We start from the raw sequence: 16,795 nt of genomic DNA, 5'->3' as shown, positions 1-16,795 counted from the left end.
CTACCCAAATGGCCTACTCTTTTACACCGATGAGCCTCATGCTGTTTAAAGCAACCAATAGCGTAGCACCCATGTCTGAGAGAATCGCTATCCAAAGGGTTAGCCATCCTGGGACAACGAGGAGCAATGCCGCTAGTTTAATAACAATTGCAAAGGCAATGTTTGCTTTAATGATATTCAATGTTTTGCGGCTCAGCTTAACTGTAAAGGGGAGCTTCTTTAAGTCGTCCCCCATTAGCGCAATGTCAGCAGTCTCTAACGCCGTGTCTGTGCCTGCTTTTCCCATAGCGATGCCAACTGTTGCCGCAGCAAGTGCAGGAGCGTCATTGACGCCGTCACCAACCATGGCCACATTTCCATGTTTTTTTTGCCACTGTTTAATAAAACGTAATTTGTCTTCGGGCATTAACTCTGCCTGAATATCAGCAACGCCTATAGCTTGGCCGATGGCATGGGCAGTCCGCTTGTTATCGCCTGTAAGCATTACTGTCTTTGCTATGCCTGCTTCATGAAGTTTACGAATCACTTCTTTGCTTGATTGGCGCACTTCATCTGCGACAGCGACGATGGCGAGCAACTCCGTTTCTGTCCCGACCAGCATCGCTGTTTTCCCTTGTTGTTGCAAGCTTTGGATGTTTTGCGCAAATAGCGTTATATCCTGAGTCGGCAACCGTTCTTGGAACAGCTTCGGACTGCCAACGTAATACGTTTTTCCATTGACTATTCCTGTAATGCCTTTGCCCGTGAGCGCCGTGACGTTCTCAACCATATAATCGTGATAAGGCAGTTGTTCGTCTTCTGCCTTGGCGACGATGGCAGAAGCCAAAGGATGTTGCGAACGATTCTCTAATGCCGCCACAATCGCAAACAGTTGCCTTTGATCAAGTTGGGGATTCAATAAGGCAAAGTCGGTAACAACAGGGGCACCTTTCGTCAATGTCCCTGTTTTGTCAAATGCAATCGCTTTTAGCGATGCCATTTCTTCTAAATAAACGCCACCTTTGACAAGCACCCCTTTTTTAGCAGCATTGCCGATCGCAGAGACAATCGAAATCGGCGTGGAAATGACTAACGCGCATGGGCAGCCGACAACAAGAACAGCTAACCCTTGATAAACCCAAGTACTCCAATTTGCTCCCGTAACTAACGGGGGAATGATTGCAACGAGGGCAGCGACCACCATAATGATTGGCGTATAATACTTAGCGAATTTATCGACAAACGCTTGTGCCGGAGCCCGTTCACCTTGCGCTTCTTCGACAAGGTGGATAATTTTTGAAATCGTCGTGTCCTCGACTAGCTTTGTAACTTCGATTTCAAGCAGCCCTTCTTCATTTAACGTGCCAGCAAAAACCTCGTCATCAACCGCCTTTTCCACAGGAACCGATTCTCCTGTAATCGCTGCTTGGTTTACAGAAGAATGGCCACGCACGACTATTCCATCCATTGCGATTTTCTGGCCAGGTTTCACAATCATGATGTCGCCTACGACAATATCACCAACATGAACAGTCAACTCTTGGCCATTCCGTTTAATGAGTGCTTCATTTGGGGCAATGTCCATTAACGACTGAATCGACTTTCTCGCCCGGTCCATCGAAAATCGTTCGAGCGCTTCGCTAATGGCGAATAAAATCACAACGACTGCGACTTCCCCCCATTCGCCAATGATGGCACCACCAATGACAGCCACCGTCATTAACGTCTTCATATCAAATTCAAGCTGCGCTACATTTCGAATTCCCGTTTTTAGCAAAGGAAAGCCACCGACGAGAATCGCTGTTAAAAACAAACCGACCGTTCCGATATTCGACTCGCCATATTTAAATTGAAACACGTAGCCAAACACAAGCAATAAGAACGATAAAAGAATCGCGCGATGTTTTTTATAAAAAGGAATTTGTGTATATTGAAAAGGCTGCCGCCGGCTCGGCTCCTTTGTCACTTTTAGCTGTTCAAATGCACCTGCTTCCTCCAGCGCTTCTATCGTTGCCTCACCGTAGACGGTTAGTTTCGAGGCACCAAAGTTCACTTTTGCATCTTTGACCCCTGGCAAGCCCTTAACGTTTTTTTCAAATTTCCCTGCACAGTTCGCGCATGTAAAGCCCTCTACACGATAGACAGAGGCATGTTCATCCCCCATATCCTCGGCCCCCTTTTAAAACTAGCTCCATCATTCAAACATTTATTTGAATGTTAGTGTATCGACAACGATACGCTATGTCAATCTATTATTCAAACATTTATTTGAGTGATGCCGCATTTGCCCGTGCAAGCAGAGAATTGACAAAAAAACAGAACCTGTCTAAAATGAGTGACACCATTTTTATGACAAAGGAGGGGATGAATGTGAACAAGAAAGCAAACGACGGCGATCAGTGTGACGTGTTTTGTTATGATGAACAAAAAGTGAAACGTGTCCAAGAAAGTGTAAAAAATGAGCCGTTTGCGCCCCTTTCTGCTATGTTTAAAGCGTTAGCAGACGAAACAAGGCTAAAAATTGCTTATGCCTTAACAACCGAACAAGAGCTATGTGTATGCGATGTTTCCCATATCATCGGCAGCTCTACAGCAACGGCATCGCACCACTTGCGCCAATTAAAACAAGCAGGTGTCGCCAAAAGCCGCAAAGACGGAAAATGGGTATTTTATTCTTTGCAAAGTCCCCATATTGCCGCTTTTATTGAATATTCATTTACACAACAAAAAACATCGGTTTAACACTGCTTTTTCTAAAAGTGCGCCGTTTTTCAAACATTTCCCCCTACTAGGAGCTTGGATAATACCTGCAACCATCCCTCGAAATCCGGTCATGAGATCGAATTCAAGCGTGCGAAATCGTCACTATCTGAAACAAATGGCAAACAATTATGTCATTTTCCTTGCCAATGAAATGCCTTTTAGGTAACCTTTTCTTAATCAAACATATAGGGGTGGTTCAAGTGCACCGAAAAAAAGTCCCCCGTTAATCTCGAGGTCCTCCATTCATCGTTCATGTCACACACTCAAATTGAAACAAAAGGAGATGGAAGTGAATGAATATGAATGGACCTGCATCAATGTCGCAAAAAGAAAGACTTCAAACTTGCCAAGAAATTGCCAAGAGATTACACGAGGTTTATGGCAACGACGTTCTCGCCATTGGCGTCTACGGTTCTGTGTCCAGAGGCACAGATGGCCCTTTCTCAGATATTGAGATGTTTTGCGTACTCCGTGACTCGGCTGAAACGGTAGATAAAAGTTATGAATGGTCAGCTGGACCGTGGAAGGCGGAAGTTAACGTTTGCAGTGCGAGTATACTGCTAAAAGACGCTGCAACCGTTGAAGACCGATGGCCGCTGACACATGGGCCTTACTTCTCTCCGCTTCGTCTCTATGATCCTGAAGGCTTCTTTCAACGCTTGCGGCTCGCAGCGGAATCGCCGACAAAAGAAGATTTCCGCCAAGCTATTCATGAAATTCTTGTAGCGGAAATGTATGAATATGTTGGCAAGCTTCGAAATGTAAATCGAAATGGCCCTTCTACCTACTTGCCATCCTTGGCATTGCGCTTTGCCCACTATGGCGCAATGTTGATCGGCCTCCACAATCAGACACTCTTTTCTACGGGCGCTATGGTTTTGCCTGAAGCGCTAAAACTGCCCCATCGGCCAAAAGGGTTCGACCATGTTGCTGAGTTAGCGATGTCTGGAGACTTAGCACAACCAGCGAAGATCGTGTCAGCGTGCGAAGATTTCTGGAAAGGCCTAGTCGCGTGGGCAGCAGAGCATGATTACGTCATTCACTCAAAACGAATCCCGTTTTGAGCAATCTAAAACCGAACATTCTCTGTAAATGAACGGAGGCAGCTTCTCATACGGAGAAGCTGCCTTTCAAATTTATTATTCTTTCCGTTTTTGATCTAAGATCGCATATAGTTCATCCAGCTCTTCTTTTGTTAGTGATTCTTCCTCCAAGAACTGGACCAACAATGGTTTTACTGTTCCCCCGTAAACTCTTTTTACGAAAGACTGTGCTTCTGCATGCTTACACGCTTCTTCTGAGTATAGGGGAAAGAAGACATAGATTTTCTGCTCTTTATCCACGCCTACTACTTTCTTCTTCGTTAATCGATCGAGTAACGTCCGAATCGTTTTTGGTTTCCAGTCCGTTTGCTCTTGGATCGCGGAAATGACTTGATTGGCTGTTTGCGGCCCCTTTTTCCACAAAACTTTCATAACTTCCCATTCTGCTTCCGATATGCTAGGTGTTTGGTTTGACATCTTTCCCTCTCCTTTTGTCACAACTAATCAATAAATTCCTTTGCTTGACAGAATGGATAAAGTGATTTCAGCAGCCGTGCTTCCATATGCATGATCTTGCTGTTGAATGTTTGTCGCAAAAAAGTACGTATCCGTTTCAGTTTCGACAAATCCAATAAACCAACCATTTATTGCATGGCCGTTCACAATGCCAGTCCCCGTTTTTCCATAAAGCGTTCCCTTTTGATTTTCTTCAAGTTTCATAACCTCTTTAACGAATTGCACATGCTCTTCTTTAAAGCCCAGTTGGTTTGTATAGAAGGAATGGAGAAGCTCCACTTGTTCTACCGGTGATATCTTCAAGGAAGATTCCAACCAATAGTGATTTAATCCACCGGAAAGATCTTTATTCCCATAGTCTAATTGGTTTACAAAAGATTGAATGTTCCTTTGTTTGATCCGCTCGTCTAACTCTTGAAAGTACCAAGTGACTGACTGGCTCATCGCCGATTTCAAATCTTGCCCGCTATTCCAGGCTTCATCCTCGTATTCGACTCCATCCCACTCTAACCATGAATCATCTCGCCCAATCACGCCTAATTCCAATGCCATGAGCGCGGTGTAAATTTTATAGGAAGAATTGGGGGAGACTCTTCTTACACTTTTTTCTTTATTATAGATTTCGAACTGGTCGCTGTTTAAGCTATATAATACAAAACTACCCTCATTTCCTGCAAAATAAGTGCTGTAATCTTCAACAACCGCCTGGCTTTCATCAAATTGGTAGCGCTCTGTAGAAACAGCGGTTGCCGTTAAAAAAGGAAATTGAGCAATGACAAAAACGGTGAGAACAGCAAAAACAACCATGCTTTTTAATTGGCGCCGCTTTGACTCGCCAGTAAAAGAAGCAATGTTCAAGATTCGTATTTTTAAAGCCTTTTTCGAACTATGCAGTTGGTTCGTTAAGTATAAAAATCGAGAATTTCTTTCCAGAAAACGCATGATCGTCTGGCCATACGCTTTATACTCCCGCTGTCCCAATGTAAGCAAGACCTCCGTATCACAAGCTAATTCCCGATCAAGACGCATCTCTTTAAAGGCTTTCCATACTAAAGGATGAAACCAATAAACAATTTGGTAAACGACAAATATATAGTTCACTTTAATATGTTTGCTTTTATAATGGTGCAACTCATGCAACAACACATGTCTGATTTCATCATCAGATAGATACAATTCGATATTTTTGGGCAACAAGATGTACGTCTTTAACCATCCAAAGGTCATTGGCGTTTGAATGGCAGTAGATTCTAAAATTGTTAATTTATTCGTTATTTGCAATTGTGCCATACAATCGCTAAACGCGTTTTCGACTTTTTGATTTTGTATACGACTTGCCGCTTTTACTAGTCGTTGTAGCTTTGCATAATGGTATAAAGTCAATAAAAGGAAAAAAATCATTCCACCAATCCAGATGGAAACAAACGCTGCATGAATGAATGTATCGTCAAAGCGACTAACAGACGTGCCAAAATCAACCATCCATTGCTCATTTTGATCCGCAAAACCGAAACGCTCCTGTGCTGAAGGGGTAATCTGTTGACGCCCCTTGTCAAAAAAAGACAAGCCCGTCAATAGATGAATTGGTATAAACGGAAGCGTCAACACAGTAATGAGTAAAAACCATAAATGATAACGCCATTTTGCTGATAATTGTTTATAAAAAACCGCTCTTACAAAAAAGATCACTAGAATCGTTGCCGTTATTAATACAAGAGAAAGTAAAATATGCGGTAACGTCATTTTTATCCCCATCTTCCATCCTTTTGCTTCTGACTCCCCACACTTCATAACCACAAAAAATTGTAGCATTCCCATCCGTGAATGTAAATTTCTGTTGACAAAATAGACTACAAATGTAATATTGGATTACATGCGTAGTCGAATCGCATCACATGCTATGAAAAGGAGTTTTTTTATGCTGAAAACAAAAATCACGTCGTCTATCCTTGTAGGTGCCTGTTTACTGATTGGTTGTTCGAATGGCAATGAGCAACCGGTTTCCAACGAACCTGAACCTGAAGAGTCTGTCGAGACGGGAGAGGCGGTTTTTAAAGCGTTAGAAGAAGAGTACGCTGCCCGCCTTGGCGTATTTGCTTTAGACACCGGGACAGGACAAACCGTTTCCTACCGCTCCGATGAACGCTTCACCTATGCGTCTGCCCATAAACCACTTGCCGTTGCCGTTCTGCTTCAACAAAAATCAATCGAAGAGTTGGAACAATTGATTACGTACTCGGCCGATGATTTAGTAAACTACAATCCAATTACCGAAAACCACGTTGAGACAGGCATGACACTAAGAGAGTTAAGCGATGCTTCGATTCGTTATAGCGATAACACGGCTGCAAACTTCATTTTCGATGAAATTGGCGGGCCAGAGGGCTTTAAAGAAGGACTTCGAGCGATTGGAGACACGGTAACCGAACCTGAACGAATCGAACCTGAGCTCAATCATGTTGAACCTGGAGAGATCCAAGATACGAGTACACCAGAGGCGTTGGCCAAAAGCTTGCAAGAATTTGCTTTAGGAGAGGCGCTGCCAGCTGACAAACAGGAACTGTTAATCGATTGGCTAATAGGAAACACGACTGGAGATGCTTTAATACGTGCTGGGGTGCCGGAAGGTTGGGAAGTTGGCGACAAAACAGGCGCAGGTTCCTATGGGACTCGAAATGATATTGCCATTCTTTGGCCACCTGAAAAAGAGCCCATTATTTTAGCCGTCCTATCGAGCAAAGACGAAAAGGATGCCGAATATGATGATGAACTGATCGCGAAAGCGACAGAGGAAGTGATCAATCTCCTCGCCCAAACAGAATAGGAGCGTCCCATTTGGGGGAACTCTCTCCCCTAATGGAATACCATTTTGACCAGCAAGAAAGGCTGGGACCCGTTTCATCTCTCCCCATTCTTAGCCGAGGCTATGATGCAGCAACCATGGGAAAACTATATGGGATTGCAGGGGTGCGGCGTTCTACACAAACGCCTCCTCCCACTCTTCACCCATTGAGCAGCAAAAAAATTGCCCAGACAGGCAGTCCATGATATGATTTTTCTGTACGAACATGCCTGTCACACAGGCAACGGCAAGTTTTTGTTGCTAAAACCGATAAAACGAGCAAGGATAACGATCCTTCGCTCGTTTTTTGTACAAGGTGATTACAATGAATCAACTGAGAGGCCGGTTCGCGCCCACCCCGTCAGGCGAGCTCCATCTCGGCAACCTTTACGTTGCCTTGCTCTCTTGGCTGCAAGTGCGGCAAGGAGGCGGACAGTTCATTTTACGTATGGAAGACATCGATCGTCCACGGTCAAGGAACGAGCTCGTTGGGCCGATGATGGACGATTTGCACTGGCTCGGCTTGGATTGGGATGAAGGCCCAGATCAAGGCGGAGAAAACGGCCCCTATTACCAATCGAAGCGGCTGCACCTTTATGAAGAAGCCCTACACAACTTGCAACAGCAACAGTTGCTATACCATTGTTATTGCAGCCGAGCGGAGCTGCAAGCAGTCGCTAGCGCTCCCCATGGCGTTGCTTCAGAAGGCCAAGCCTATCCTGGAACATGCAAAAAGCTGACCGCGGCGGAGCGAGCGGCCAAAGCGGCCAAAAAGACGCCGTCATTGCGCTTTGCCGTGGACAAAGGGCCCACTGCTGAAAAAATGGACGTAGAAATGGAGAAGCTGCTACGTCGCGGCGGCGATTTTGTCGTTCAGCGTGCAGACGGCATCATAAGCTATCAACTTGCTGTTGTCGTCGACGATGCGTTAATGGGCATTACGGATGTCCTCCGTGGCCAAGATTTATACGACTCCACACCAAGACAGCTATTGCTATATGCCGCGCTCGGATATACCGCTCCCCGATTTGTACATGTGCCCTTGCTTTACGGGCCGGATGGGCGGCGGCTGGCCAAACGGCATCGTGATTTATCATTGGCAGCGATCCGCGCAAATGGGTGCCGGCCAGAGAACATCGTTGGTCTACTGGCAGCGTTGAGTGGTTTAATTGAGCGCCCAGAACCGCTGACGGCAGCGGAATTAATTCCAGAGTTCCGGCTAGAAAAGCTGACGACAGAGCCGATTTTATTGGACACGCATTTGCTGCAACTGCTCAACTAGCCGATTGATTTGGCTGGACGCAGCCATCGCACGATTGCATCATGTGGGCCAGGGCTTAGAACACTTTTCGTTGGTAAACCACATGGGTAATTGTCCAAGAAAGAACATAGACTGGCAAAATAATGAGTGCCGCTCCTGAATATAAAGCCGGGACTGATAAATGGCCAATAAAGTCGGTAATGGCTGAAAATTTTTCAGCTAAAGACAGTACAATAGATGGGCCCATTCCTACGAAAAGGAAGAAACTAATCAGCACAACGATGGAAATAAAGCCCGGTTTAAATATATAAAATAAAGGAAAAGTAAACGAGACAAACAATAAGAACAAGCCACTGCCCATGGCCATATCCGCCATCGTAAAAGGTTTATTAAAAACAAACAACGCCAAACTAGTAATTACAATTGCTAAACCCATATAAACAATCGCACCAATGTAACGGGAGGCGATAATTTCTGTCCGTGTATAAGGCAAGGAATTTAATAAGATGTTGGTTTCAGCTTTTTCATCGTAAGCATGCGTGTTAAATGGAATAAAGAGACTGGCGACAAGAAAAATCAAAACTGGATGAGCATCCATAAAAATAAAAAATAAAATAAAGGGAAGATACACGATTAGTTGCCTTTTCTGTAAGATAAGATCACGTTTAATTAAATTAAACATCGTGTGTACCCTCTTTCAAATAATACATAATATCCTCCAAAGAGGCTTGTTCAATCACAACCATGTCACCGAAAATATCGTTCACTACTTCAATGTTATCCGTTAATGCTTCAAATCCAGTAGATGCACGATGAGTATGAACAAAGGCCCTTTCTGTGTCCCTATCCAAAAGTTCGTTTCTTCCTTTAACAAGGGCATAACTTTCAGCGATATCGTGGACCGACTTATTAAATACCAGTTTTCCTCTCCGTATAAAAGCGATATAATCAGCAATTCGATCCAAATCAGTCGTTATATGGGTAGAAAAGAAAATCGTTCGATTGCCGTCAATCATCAATTCTTGTAAGAGATCCAACAGTTCCCGCCTAAAAATAGGGTCTAAGCCTGCTGTTGGCTCATCCATAACGATCAGTTCTGCATGATGGGATAGCGCAATCGCCAATGAAGCCTTCATTTGCATCCCTTTCGAAAATGTCTTTATCGCTTTATTAAGGGGTAACTCAAATTGGTCCACATATTGATAAAACGATGTGTCATCCCATCGTTTGTAAGCTGGCGCCACAATGCGCTTAATGTCTTTTAAGTTCAGCCCTTCAAAAAAAACATTCGCATCATAAACGAATCCAATCCGGTCCTTGATCGCCTTTTCATGCGTTTTATAGTCGTGCCCAAACACCTTAACTTCCCCGGCATCAGGCTTTAATAAATTCATCATTATTTTTAACACTGTCGATTTACCAGCTCCATTGGCACCAATGAATCCCGTTACAAAGCCTTGTTTTACTTGTAAATCAATATCTTTAATGGAGAAATCTTTAAATGTCTTCGTTACATTTTTTAACTCAATTACATGTTCCATTCCTTTACTCCTCATATAAAATCTTCAATAATTCCTGCAGATCTTCAAGAGACAACCCAATTTCTCTGCTATTTGCAATAACCGTACTCAGCTGCTCCTCAATCACTTTTAACTTCTTCTCCCTCATAACCTCCAAATTTTGCTCGGCAACAAAAGAGCCTTTTCCGACAATGGAATAAATAAAACCCGCCTTTTCTAACTCCTCATAGGCACGCTTTGTTGTTATTACACTAATTTGTAAGTCCTTTGCAAGCTTACGCATAGAGGGGATTGCCGTTCCCTCTGGCAGCTCACCTGATAAAATAGCCGATTTAATCTGATTCGTAATTTGTTCATAAATTGGCTCCTTTGAACGGTTGGAAATAATGATTTGCATGCCAATCCCTCTTCTTTATTTTGTGAACTACCCACACTTATCACCCTTGTAGGTCATTAAGTGGGGGCTTCTTGTGTAATCGCCCCTTTTGGTAGCGGACGAATGGACCAAGCGAACCCTCTTGTTCCAAGAGTTTATCGATTCATTAGGCAGTGGCTAATAAACGAATTCCTTCTTTTTTGATATTGATTGCTGAATTGTAATTTTGCTAATCAACCAGCATTTGACGATAGAAAGGATAATGTTTTACCGATATTCCCCATATCTTCATATAATGTATATATACTATATGCCCATCATATACAGCCATGATCCGCCATGCAACCTTTATTGCCTAATAACCGACGTTGTATAACAGAGATAATAACCCCTTTTCAATCGATTTTATCGAGAGAAAAGGGGTTCCTTATTTCTACTAACCATTGTGGACAATCCCGATGGCTTACTTTGCTTTCATAAAGTAAATCCCTATTCCAACGTTATAGACAGCGTGGGCAAGGATGGGGTATGATCGATCCTGTAACATAAAACAACAAAGCAAAGAGGAGCGCGTTTATAAATACGCCTACTAATGCTCAAGAAACGCCTTTATATTGGGGCACATGAATCACCCAAAATAAAAACGTGCTAATCAAATAACAGCCCAATCTGCCAATTGAGCATAACCAATAAATAACCCGATTCAATACACCTCTAAAGAAAAATTCTTAAAAAAACCGCCACCTAATGAACTAACCGCAACTCCACTAGGCGTCTTCATCATATGTTGGATCATTTCTGTACTTTCGGTCTCAGGAAGCTCTGTATTCGTCCATTTAACAAGAACTAACTGTTACCACTACAATAATGAAACCAACAATCACACCTAATACAGCCACAGAAAAATAAGAGAGCTGATCAGGAACAAACAATAAAAGGGGAAACGGTCCGAACTCGCCCCATCTGAAAAGCGCTACAAGCAATAAACCTATAATTAAAAACGGCGTTAGCCCTAACAACATTTGAATGAGCAACTTCCAATGTTGTCGATTATTCCTATTACTCATCTTTTTCCCCTTTACGTTGCAGACGATTAAGCGCCACCTTACGTTTTTCCAACCCTACGATTGAAGCATAATCTGTGACGTAACATACTACGCAATCATTTTTTAAAGATGGTGATACGGATTATATTGGCTGATATATGCGCTCAACACTTTTGTCTGGCTACAAAAGATTCTTGTTTAAAAGAGATTCCTTTTTGTTGTCACTTAATATTAATGGCCTGCTTTAGGGGCGTTTGTTTTGGTTATCCCCTATCTAATGCTCGACATTTCTTACTTTTCTTCCCAACATAAAAACACCCTTTTGACAAAATATCAAAGGGGTGAGCAAACTCGGGATGAGGAACTAAAGTGGTATTTATATACTTTTTGTCTTATTTTTTCACTTATCCTTCATTACATTATTTTATTAAAGAGCATCCTTGTCATATTTTTTTAGCACCATACGTATAACTCCAGCCAGTGTAGCCCTATTAAAGTATAGATGACCAAAATGAAATGAAGCTTTCTTGAATTCCTCATTTATTATCCGTTCAATTTCTTCTACATTTTTAATGTTTCTTTCTTTAACTTCCTCATAAAATGATTTCCCATATATAAATTTATATTCCTTAAATCCTTCTATCGACCAAAAAGTGTCGTAGATAGGAGTTCCATATGCCCTAATCCAATCCCACATTATTTCAGGATCGTTTACATTTGGATTCTCTATGTGACAGCGTTTACAAAGCAAAACTAGGTTATCAGGAGAATCACCGCCCCCGAGCGATTCAGGAACAATGTGACAGCGTTCTAACCGAGCCTTATAGCCACATCTCCAACATCTTTCAGTCGCTTCACTTGCATCTACACTTAAGCCACATTCATCTACAATCTTAAACCAATAATTTGCAATTTGTTCTTTTGTTGTTCTTATACTACCCATAATCATCGCCCCGTTTATTTATTATTATAGAAATACTCACACTACCGCATGGCCTTCATAAAATGTGCAGTCTCAAAGAAAGAATCTTGTTCGTTTTACATATGTTTAAGACAACAATTCAATTCGACACTTCTTAAGATCGTTATTTTAATAATCACTAATCATCTTTCTATTTCTCCTACTTCGCTTTCCTCTAGTTTAAAACAATTAATAAATAAACCTAATAGCTCATCTGAATTTTTTAATGGAACTTTCTCATCACTTTCCTCCAGCAAATATCTATTGCCTATCTCAATACTTATTTCAAAACATGATGCTGCAATATCTTTAATAGGAGAACATAAAGAAAGGAATAAATCTAAAAAGGCTACTAGTTCTCTCTGCCCCCAATCAGTATTTATGTCATACCTTGGTGTAATTGTAACTCCATGTACTAACTGATTCCGCATATCAAGGAATAAAGTGAGTGCGTTCTTTATCTCTGTGTCAATTTCAAAAGCCTCTTGCATTGCATAAATTAATCCCCCTAATGTTTTCTTCTCCCATCCTTTGAAGAAATCATTAAATGTTTTATACTTTTTCTGTTGTTTTTCTGATATAGCAAAAATAAACGACTTTGAGAACAGATATTCAATTTCCTGACATTGTACTAAAGCCATTCCTATAGCAGTAAAAAGCTGTTCAGTAATGTCGATCCTTGGCTCCTCGTCATAATTGTTATAATGAGGAAGCCACTCGTTCTTTTCAGCAATAGCTTTAGCACCGATATTATATGTATAACATTCTCCATTAACCTTTCTTGCATAAACAACATCTCTTAACAGTGTTTGCTCCTCTTCCTCTAGAATTCGAAACTGCGCTCCTAGTTCTTCTAACAGCCATTTGTCAGAATACCATGGCCATTGGTGTAAATCATGGTTTGTAGCTTGCTCCGGTGCATGCACCTTCGACCATTTCCTAAACTTCTGATCAGCTTTCTCTTCATATTCATCAGGGATATCAATTATTCGAGTAGCCTTAGTATCGGAAATATGAAAACCGTTCATATTTGCCTCAACAGACCTTGCACTACGACTATTTTTAGCGACAACAAAACAATCCTCATATCCATCGGATTCCACCCAGTATAACTTCCATTTTGCCATATATAAACCTCCAGTTTATAATGATTACTTGTTAATACGAATTACCAAAGAAAAGATACAACCCTATGAATAGCAGAATACGAGAATCCCTGATCCAAAAATATACTACTTATAAAAGATATTCTATGCTCTCATTCATGCGCTACAAAATGAAAAACTACAACTCATCAAAACCCATTTTCGACTAACCACTTCATTATGCTTTCTTCCCTTGTCTTTATATCATCATGCTGCGGATCGTACTTACCCAATTGCTTTTCGGCCACAACATGGCCATCAATCATAAACAATACTCTTTCAGTTTTTGCAGCCACCTTTGCGTCATGTGTTACAAGAACGATCGTTGTCCCTTGTTGATTTATGTCTGCCAGAATGGACATCACTTCTGCTGACGATTTGGAATCCAATGCGCCAGTCGGCTCGTCTCCAAAAATGATGTCTGGATCATTGATCAATGCTCTACAAATGGCGGCTCTTTGTAATTGGCCGCCTGAGCCTTGATTGATGGGGCGATTGGCAAGCATGTCTATTCCCGTCATTTCCAACAGTTTTTTTGCTTTTTGGTGCACCGCTTGTTTATTAGCACCTTTTGATACAAGAGCAGGAAACATCACATTATCAATCAGAGACAGATTCTTCAGTAAGTTCATGTGCTGAAAAATAAATCCTATGTGATTCAAGCGGATTTGTGCCAGTTCCTCTTCAGCCAGACCTCCGATTTCAATGCCTTTAAATGTCACATTTCCAGAAGAAATGCGGTCCATACCGCTTAGATGATAAATCAGCGTCGACTTCCCGCTTCCTGACGGCCCCATTATCGATACGAATTCCCCTGCTTCAATTTCTAAGCTTACATTCTTTAAGATGTAGAGCGACTGACTGTTTCCAAGTTCTACTGATTTGTTTATATTTCTTGCCTCTAATAAATTCCCCATTTATATTCCGCCTTTGCCAATAGTCATTTTCTCTGGACGCTCCGCCATTAGACCTTTAAACTTTCAGCCTGGCAGATAAATCTCCTTTTACAGCTGGCTTACACGACACGTATAGCGTTATTGCAACGGCGACCATCAGCAATAATGGCCATAGCAACCAAGTCTGCCAAACCACTTGAACCAGTTCAATTTTTGCAGCCCCCATAAAGGACATCGCCAAGCTTACTAGGAACTCCCCTATATAATTGGACGCTAAAGCCCCAAATAGGGTTCCTAAAACCAATACCATCAACGTGGCCGCCATATATTGATGACGAATTTGTTTCGAAGTAAGTCCTATACTTCGCATAATGGCCATTTGCGACATATCCTTGGATACTAACATCCGTAAGAACAAGGCAGTAATCAATACAATCATAAGAACAGTTATAATCATTCCACCAATGACAATAACCCCCATTTGATCGATGATGTTCCCGAGCGTTTGTTGTGTATAGTCCCTGACATCAGTGACTTTTGCAAATCCATACGTAGTCTGGTAGTTGTTCATTTTTTCCTGGATGTTTACACCGGCAGCTACATTCATGCTCACATGCATCCAAAGAACAGCGTCGTTATTTATGCCAAGATCCGTATGTGCTTTTGCGGTTTTCCCGCCATTGGTAATATCCTGATAAATGCCCGTTACTGTTAACGTCTTTTCCTTCCCGCCAGCCTTTATGACGACTTCATCGCCCACTTTCTTATTTAATCCGCTAGCGGAAGCATTGGCATAAGACAGCGTGATTTCTCCCTCTCCTTGCGGGGCCCTCCCTTCTAAATAGTTTAATGGAAATAGGGAAAAATCGCCGATCTCGATATAAATATAGTCCCATGAACCCTCTGTATTTTTGACCTGGTATGCACTGGTGATGTAAGCTGCATGCTTTTCGATATCCGAATCGTTCACTAGCTCTTCGTGCAATCTTGTAAAATCCGCTGTGATCGTGTCTGTCATTCGAAGGTCTATTCTCATATCCGACTTTCCTATTCCCATATACGTAGAAAACTCCGGTGAATTCATGGTGTTATATACATGTAAAGGAAGAATCGCCATAAACGTGGATACGATATAAATTAACAGCAGTAACCTGTATATTTTAAATCGTCTCCACACATCTCGGAATCCCATGTAATAATTGAGGCAAAAAAAACGGTTGTGAAGCAAGGGAAAACGGTATTTCTGTTTTTTACCCGGTGCCGTCATATTGGAGCGCAAAGCTTCCACTGCAGAGACTTTATCAATTCGTTTTAATACGCTCTTGCAGTACATCACAATGAGAAAATAGATCACGACTGGAGCAGCAAAAGATAGTACATATGGTAAAATTCCTGCCGAGTCCGAAGAGAGGTATAGCCTCATATTTCTGTTAAACAGATGGACTACGAAGAAGGAGAGGAGATAACCTGTCAGGCCAGCAATGACTGACATGATTCTGTATTTAGTCAGATACACCTTCCTGATCTCCCTTTTGGATATGCCTATTGCTTTCATGATACCGATTTCTCTTAAGTCCTCATCCATCGTGGCCAGAAACGTAAGCCTGATACATAGAAAAGCAATCACAATCATCAGCATACTGATAAGGATGATCACCAACGCTACAGCTGCATCTGAGAGCGCATTAAATAGCAAAAAGACTTCCCCTTCGACAGTCGGCCCGTTTGCTGGAAGCCCAGCTTCGATATAGGCAGTCTGTACGGCTTGGGAATCACCGTTCTCTGTCAGCTTGAATTCAATCAAGTATTCCCGTTCCCCAGCCTGCATCGTGTACATTTCATCATAGTCTGCCTGATTGAGAACAAAACGTTTCGATGAAGTAAGGGAAGCATTCATCTCATAATCTCTTGCATAGTCAGAAATGACAAAGTCTTTCGCGTATTCTCCGCTTTTCACGGTAATCGTGTCGCCGATTTTCAAGTGATAGTGCTGCATGAAGTAGATGGGAACGGCGACTCCCCCTTCCATGACATCGAGCTTTTCATTATTCAAATCCAATATAAAATCGAATTTTTCATTCTGTACAACAAATGAAATATCCTGCACCGTTCCAGCCATCGTTTGATTGTCGCCAAAGTGGATATGGCTGCCATCCAACGTTAGCAGCACCATTGTCTCCTGCATCGCGATATGCTCACGCTGTGCTTCAGTAAATCGATCAATGTCTTCCTGAACAAACTCGCCAGAATGCATCTGCGTAATATCTGCTGGGACTGCACGCTTTTGCAGATCCGCCATCGAGGGAATCAAATGGGCGATGTTATGGACAGCACTCGCCGCTAACATAACGGCGAACATAATAAATAGAAAAACGGCGGCTGTGATGATTTTATTCCTTCGAAAATCGTCCCTTACCATTTTTAAGAACACAAAATTCCCCCTGACT

At 42.1% G+C, this 16,795-nt stretch carries 15 protein-coding genes; 4 read left to right on the top strand and 11 right to left on the bottom strand.

Features of this window, described 5'->3' with window-relative positions; translation table 11 throughout:
• Positions 1-13: 13 nt before the first annotated feature.
• The gene (locus V5G21_RS10690) at positions 14-2,143 is read right to left on the bottom strand and encodes a heavy metal translocating P-type ATPase (protein ID WP_338465505.1); all 2,130 of its coding nucleotides are present in this window, start codon (positions 2,141-2,143) and stop codon (positions 14-16) included.
• Between the two features lie 200 nt (positions 2,144-2,343).
• On the opposite strand from V5G21_RS10690, the gene V5G21_RS10685 reads away from it, so the two are divergent.
• Both V5G21_RS10685 and aadD2 read left to right on the top strand, forming a co-directional pair.
• The gene (locus V5G21_RS10685; protein ID WP_073305857.1) at positions 2,344-2,721 is read left to right on the top strand and encodes an ArsR/SmtB family transcription factor; all 378 of its coding nucleotides are present in this window, start codon (positions 2,344-2,346) and stop codon (positions 2,719-2,721) included.
• Positions 2,722-3,035: 314 nt separating this feature from the next.
• Positions 3,036-3,806, top strand: coding sequence for an aminoglycoside O-nucleotidyltransferase ANT(4')-Ib (aadD2, locus tag V5G21_RS10680; protein ID WP_073305856.1), 771 nt, complete (start codon positions 3,036-3,038; stop codon positions 3,804-3,806).
• Between the two features lie 75 nt (positions 3,807-3,881).
• Here the strand turns inward: aadD2 and blaI are convergent, their stop codons facing one another.
• Positions 3,882-4,262, bottom strand: coding sequence for a penicillinase repressor BlaI (gene blaI / locus V5G21_RS10675; protein ID WP_035202389.1), 381 nt, complete (start codon positions 4,260-4,262; stop codon positions 3,882-3,884).
• Positions 4,263-4,289: 27 nt separating this feature from the next.
• Positions 4,290-6,044 carry a BlaR1 family beta-lactam sensor/signal transducer gene (locus tag V5G21_RS10670; RefSeq protein WP_073305862.1) on the bottom strand — a complete coding sequence of 585 codons (1,755 nt, stop codon included), beginning with the start codon at positions 6,042-6,044 and terminating at the stop codon, positions 4,290-4,292.
• Positions 6,045-6,201: 157 nt separating this feature from the next.
• On the opposite strand from V5G21_RS10670, the gene blaBCL reads away from it, so the two are divergent.
• Together blaBCL and gluQRS are read left to right on the top strand one after the other, a co-directional pair.
• Positions 6,202-7,125, top strand: coding sequence for a BCL family class A beta-lactamase (gene blaBCL / locus V5G21_RS10665; protein ID WP_035202387.1), 924 nt, complete (start codon positions 6,202-6,204; stop codon positions 7,123-7,125).
• Positions 7,126-7,468: 343 nt separating this feature from the next.
• Positions 7,469-8,425, top strand: a complete 957-nt coding sequence (gene gluQRS / locus V5G21_RS10660; RefSeq protein ID WP_011245126.1) for a tRNA glutamyl-Q(34) synthetase GluQRS — start codon at positions 7,469-7,471, stop codon at positions 8,423-8,425.
• 55 nt (positions 8,426-8,480) lie between these two features.
• Here gluQRS and V5G21_RS10655 read toward each other — a convergent pair whose 3' ends face one another.
• The 8 genes from V5G21_RS10655 to V5G21_RS10620 form a co-directional block, all read right to left on the bottom strand.
• On the bottom strand, positions 8,481-9,086 hold the full coding sequence (locus V5G21_RS10655; RefSeq protein ID WP_073305855.1) for an ABC-2 transporter permease: 606 nt from the start codon (positions 9,084-9,086) through the stop codon (positions 8,481-8,483).
• The gene (locus V5G21_RS10650) at positions 9,079-9,945 is read right to left on the bottom strand and encodes an ABC transporter ATP-binding protein (protein ID WP_011245124.1); all 867 of its coding nucleotides are present in this window, start codon (positions 9,943-9,945) and stop codon (positions 9,079-9,081) included. The genes V5G21_RS10655 and V5G21_RS10650 overlap by 8 nt, the downstream gene beginning before the upstream one ends.
• A 4-nt stretch (positions 9,946-9,949) precedes the next feature.
• Entirely contained in the window at positions 9,950-10,321 is a 372-nt protein-coding gene (locus V5G21_RS10645) for a GntR family transcriptional regulator (protein ID WP_011245123.1), read from the bottom strand.
• Positions 10,322-11,136: 815 nt separating this feature from the next.
• A complete protein-coding gene (locus tag V5G21_RS10640; protein WP_095317481.1) occupies positions 11,137-11,367 on the bottom strand; it encodes a hypothetical protein in 231 nt (76 codons plus the stop codon).
• Between the two features lie 406 nt (positions 11,368-11,773).
• The gene (locus V5G21_RS10635) at positions 11,774-12,289 is read right to left on the bottom strand and encodes an HNH endonuclease (RefSeq protein WP_095317482.1); all 516 of its coding nucleotides are present in this window, start codon (positions 12,287-12,289) and stop codon (positions 11,774-11,776) included.
• Between the two features lie 161 nt (positions 12,290-12,450).
• Positions 12,451-13,434: a hypothetical protein gene (locus V5G21_RS10630; protein ID WP_095317483.1), complete on the bottom strand. Its 984-nt coding sequence runs from the start codon at positions 13,432-13,434 to the stop codon at positions 12,451-12,453.
• Between the two features lie 167 nt (positions 13,435-13,601).
• Positions 13,602-14,369, bottom strand: a complete 768-nt coding sequence (locus tag V5G21_RS10625; RefSeq protein ID WP_095317484.1) for an ABC transporter ATP-binding protein — start codon at positions 14,367-14,369, stop codon at positions 13,602-13,604.
• A 55-nt stretch (positions 14,370-14,424) separates the two neighbouring features.
• Positions 14,425-16,779, bottom strand: a complete 2,355-nt coding sequence (locus tag V5G21_RS10620) for an ABC transporter permease (protein WP_338465504.1) — start codon at positions 16,777-16,779, stop codon at positions 14,425-14,427.
• Positions 16,780-16,795 lie beyond the last annotated feature (16 nt).

It is taken from the genome of Shouchella rhizosphaerae (assembly GCF_036700015.1).
Lineage (GTDB): Bacteria > Bacillota > Bacilli > Bacillales > Bacillaceae_D > Shouchella > Shouchella rhizosphaerae.
Note: the sequence above shows the minus strand (reverse complement) of the source record. Positions and strands in the feature narration are given on the sequence as shown.

Excerpts from the sequence above, each read along its gene's own strand:
- V5G21_RS10690 (WP_338465505.1), bottom strand. The coding sequence starts at position 2,143 with ATGGGGGATGAACATGCCTCTGTCTATCGTGTAGAGGGCTTTACATGC.
- V5G21_RS10685 (WP_073305857.1), top strand. The coding sequence starts at position 2,344 with ATGAATGTGAACAAGAAAGCAAACGACGGCGATCAGTGTGACGTGTTT.
- aadD2 (WP_073305856.1), top strand. The coding sequence starts at position 3,036 with ATGAATATGAATGGACCTGCATCAATGTCGCAAAAAGAAAGACTTCAA.
- blaI (WP_035202389.1), bottom strand. The coding sequence starts at position 4,262 with ATGTCAAACCAAACACCTAGCATATCGGAAGCAGAATGGGAAGTTATG.
- V5G21_RS10670 (WP_073305862.1), bottom strand. The coding sequence starts at position 6,044 with ATGACGTTACCGCATATTTTACTTTCTCTTGTATTAATAACGGCAACG.
- blaBCL (WP_035202387.1), top strand. The coding sequence starts at position 6,202 with ATGAAAAGGAGTTTTTTTATGCTGAAAACAAAAATCACGTCGTCTATC.
- gluQRS (WP_011245126.1), top strand. The coding sequence starts at position 7,469 with ATGAATCAACTGAGAGGCCGGTTCGCGCCCACCCCGTCAGGCGAGCTC.
- V5G21_RS10655 (WP_073305855.1), bottom strand. The coding sequence starts at position 9,086 with ATGTTTAATTTAATTAAACGTGATCTTATCTTACAGAAAAGGCAACTA.
- V5G21_RS10650 (WP_011245124.1), bottom strand. The coding sequence starts at position 9,945 with ATGGAACATGTAATTGAGTTAAAAAATGTAACGAAGACATTTAAAGAT.
- V5G21_RS10645 (WP_011245123.1), bottom strand. The coding sequence starts at position 10,321 with ATGCAAATCATTATTTCCAACCGTTCAAAGGAGCCAATTTATGAACAA.
- V5G21_RS10640 (WP_095317481.1), bottom strand. The coding sequence starts at position 11,367 with ATGAGTAATAGGAATAATCGACAACATTGGAAGTTGCTCATTCAAATG.
- V5G21_RS10635 (WP_095317482.1), bottom strand. The coding sequence starts at position 12,289 with ATGGGTAGTATAAGAACAACAAAAGAACAAATTGCAAATTATTGGTTT.
- V5G21_RS10630 (WP_095317483.1), bottom strand. The coding sequence starts at position 13,434 with ATGGCAAAATGGAAGTTATACTGGGTGGAATCCGATGGATATGAGGAT.
- V5G21_RS10625 (WP_095317484.1), bottom strand. The coding sequence starts at position 14,369 with ATGGGGAATTTATTAGAGGCAAGAAATATAAACAAATCAGTAGAACTT.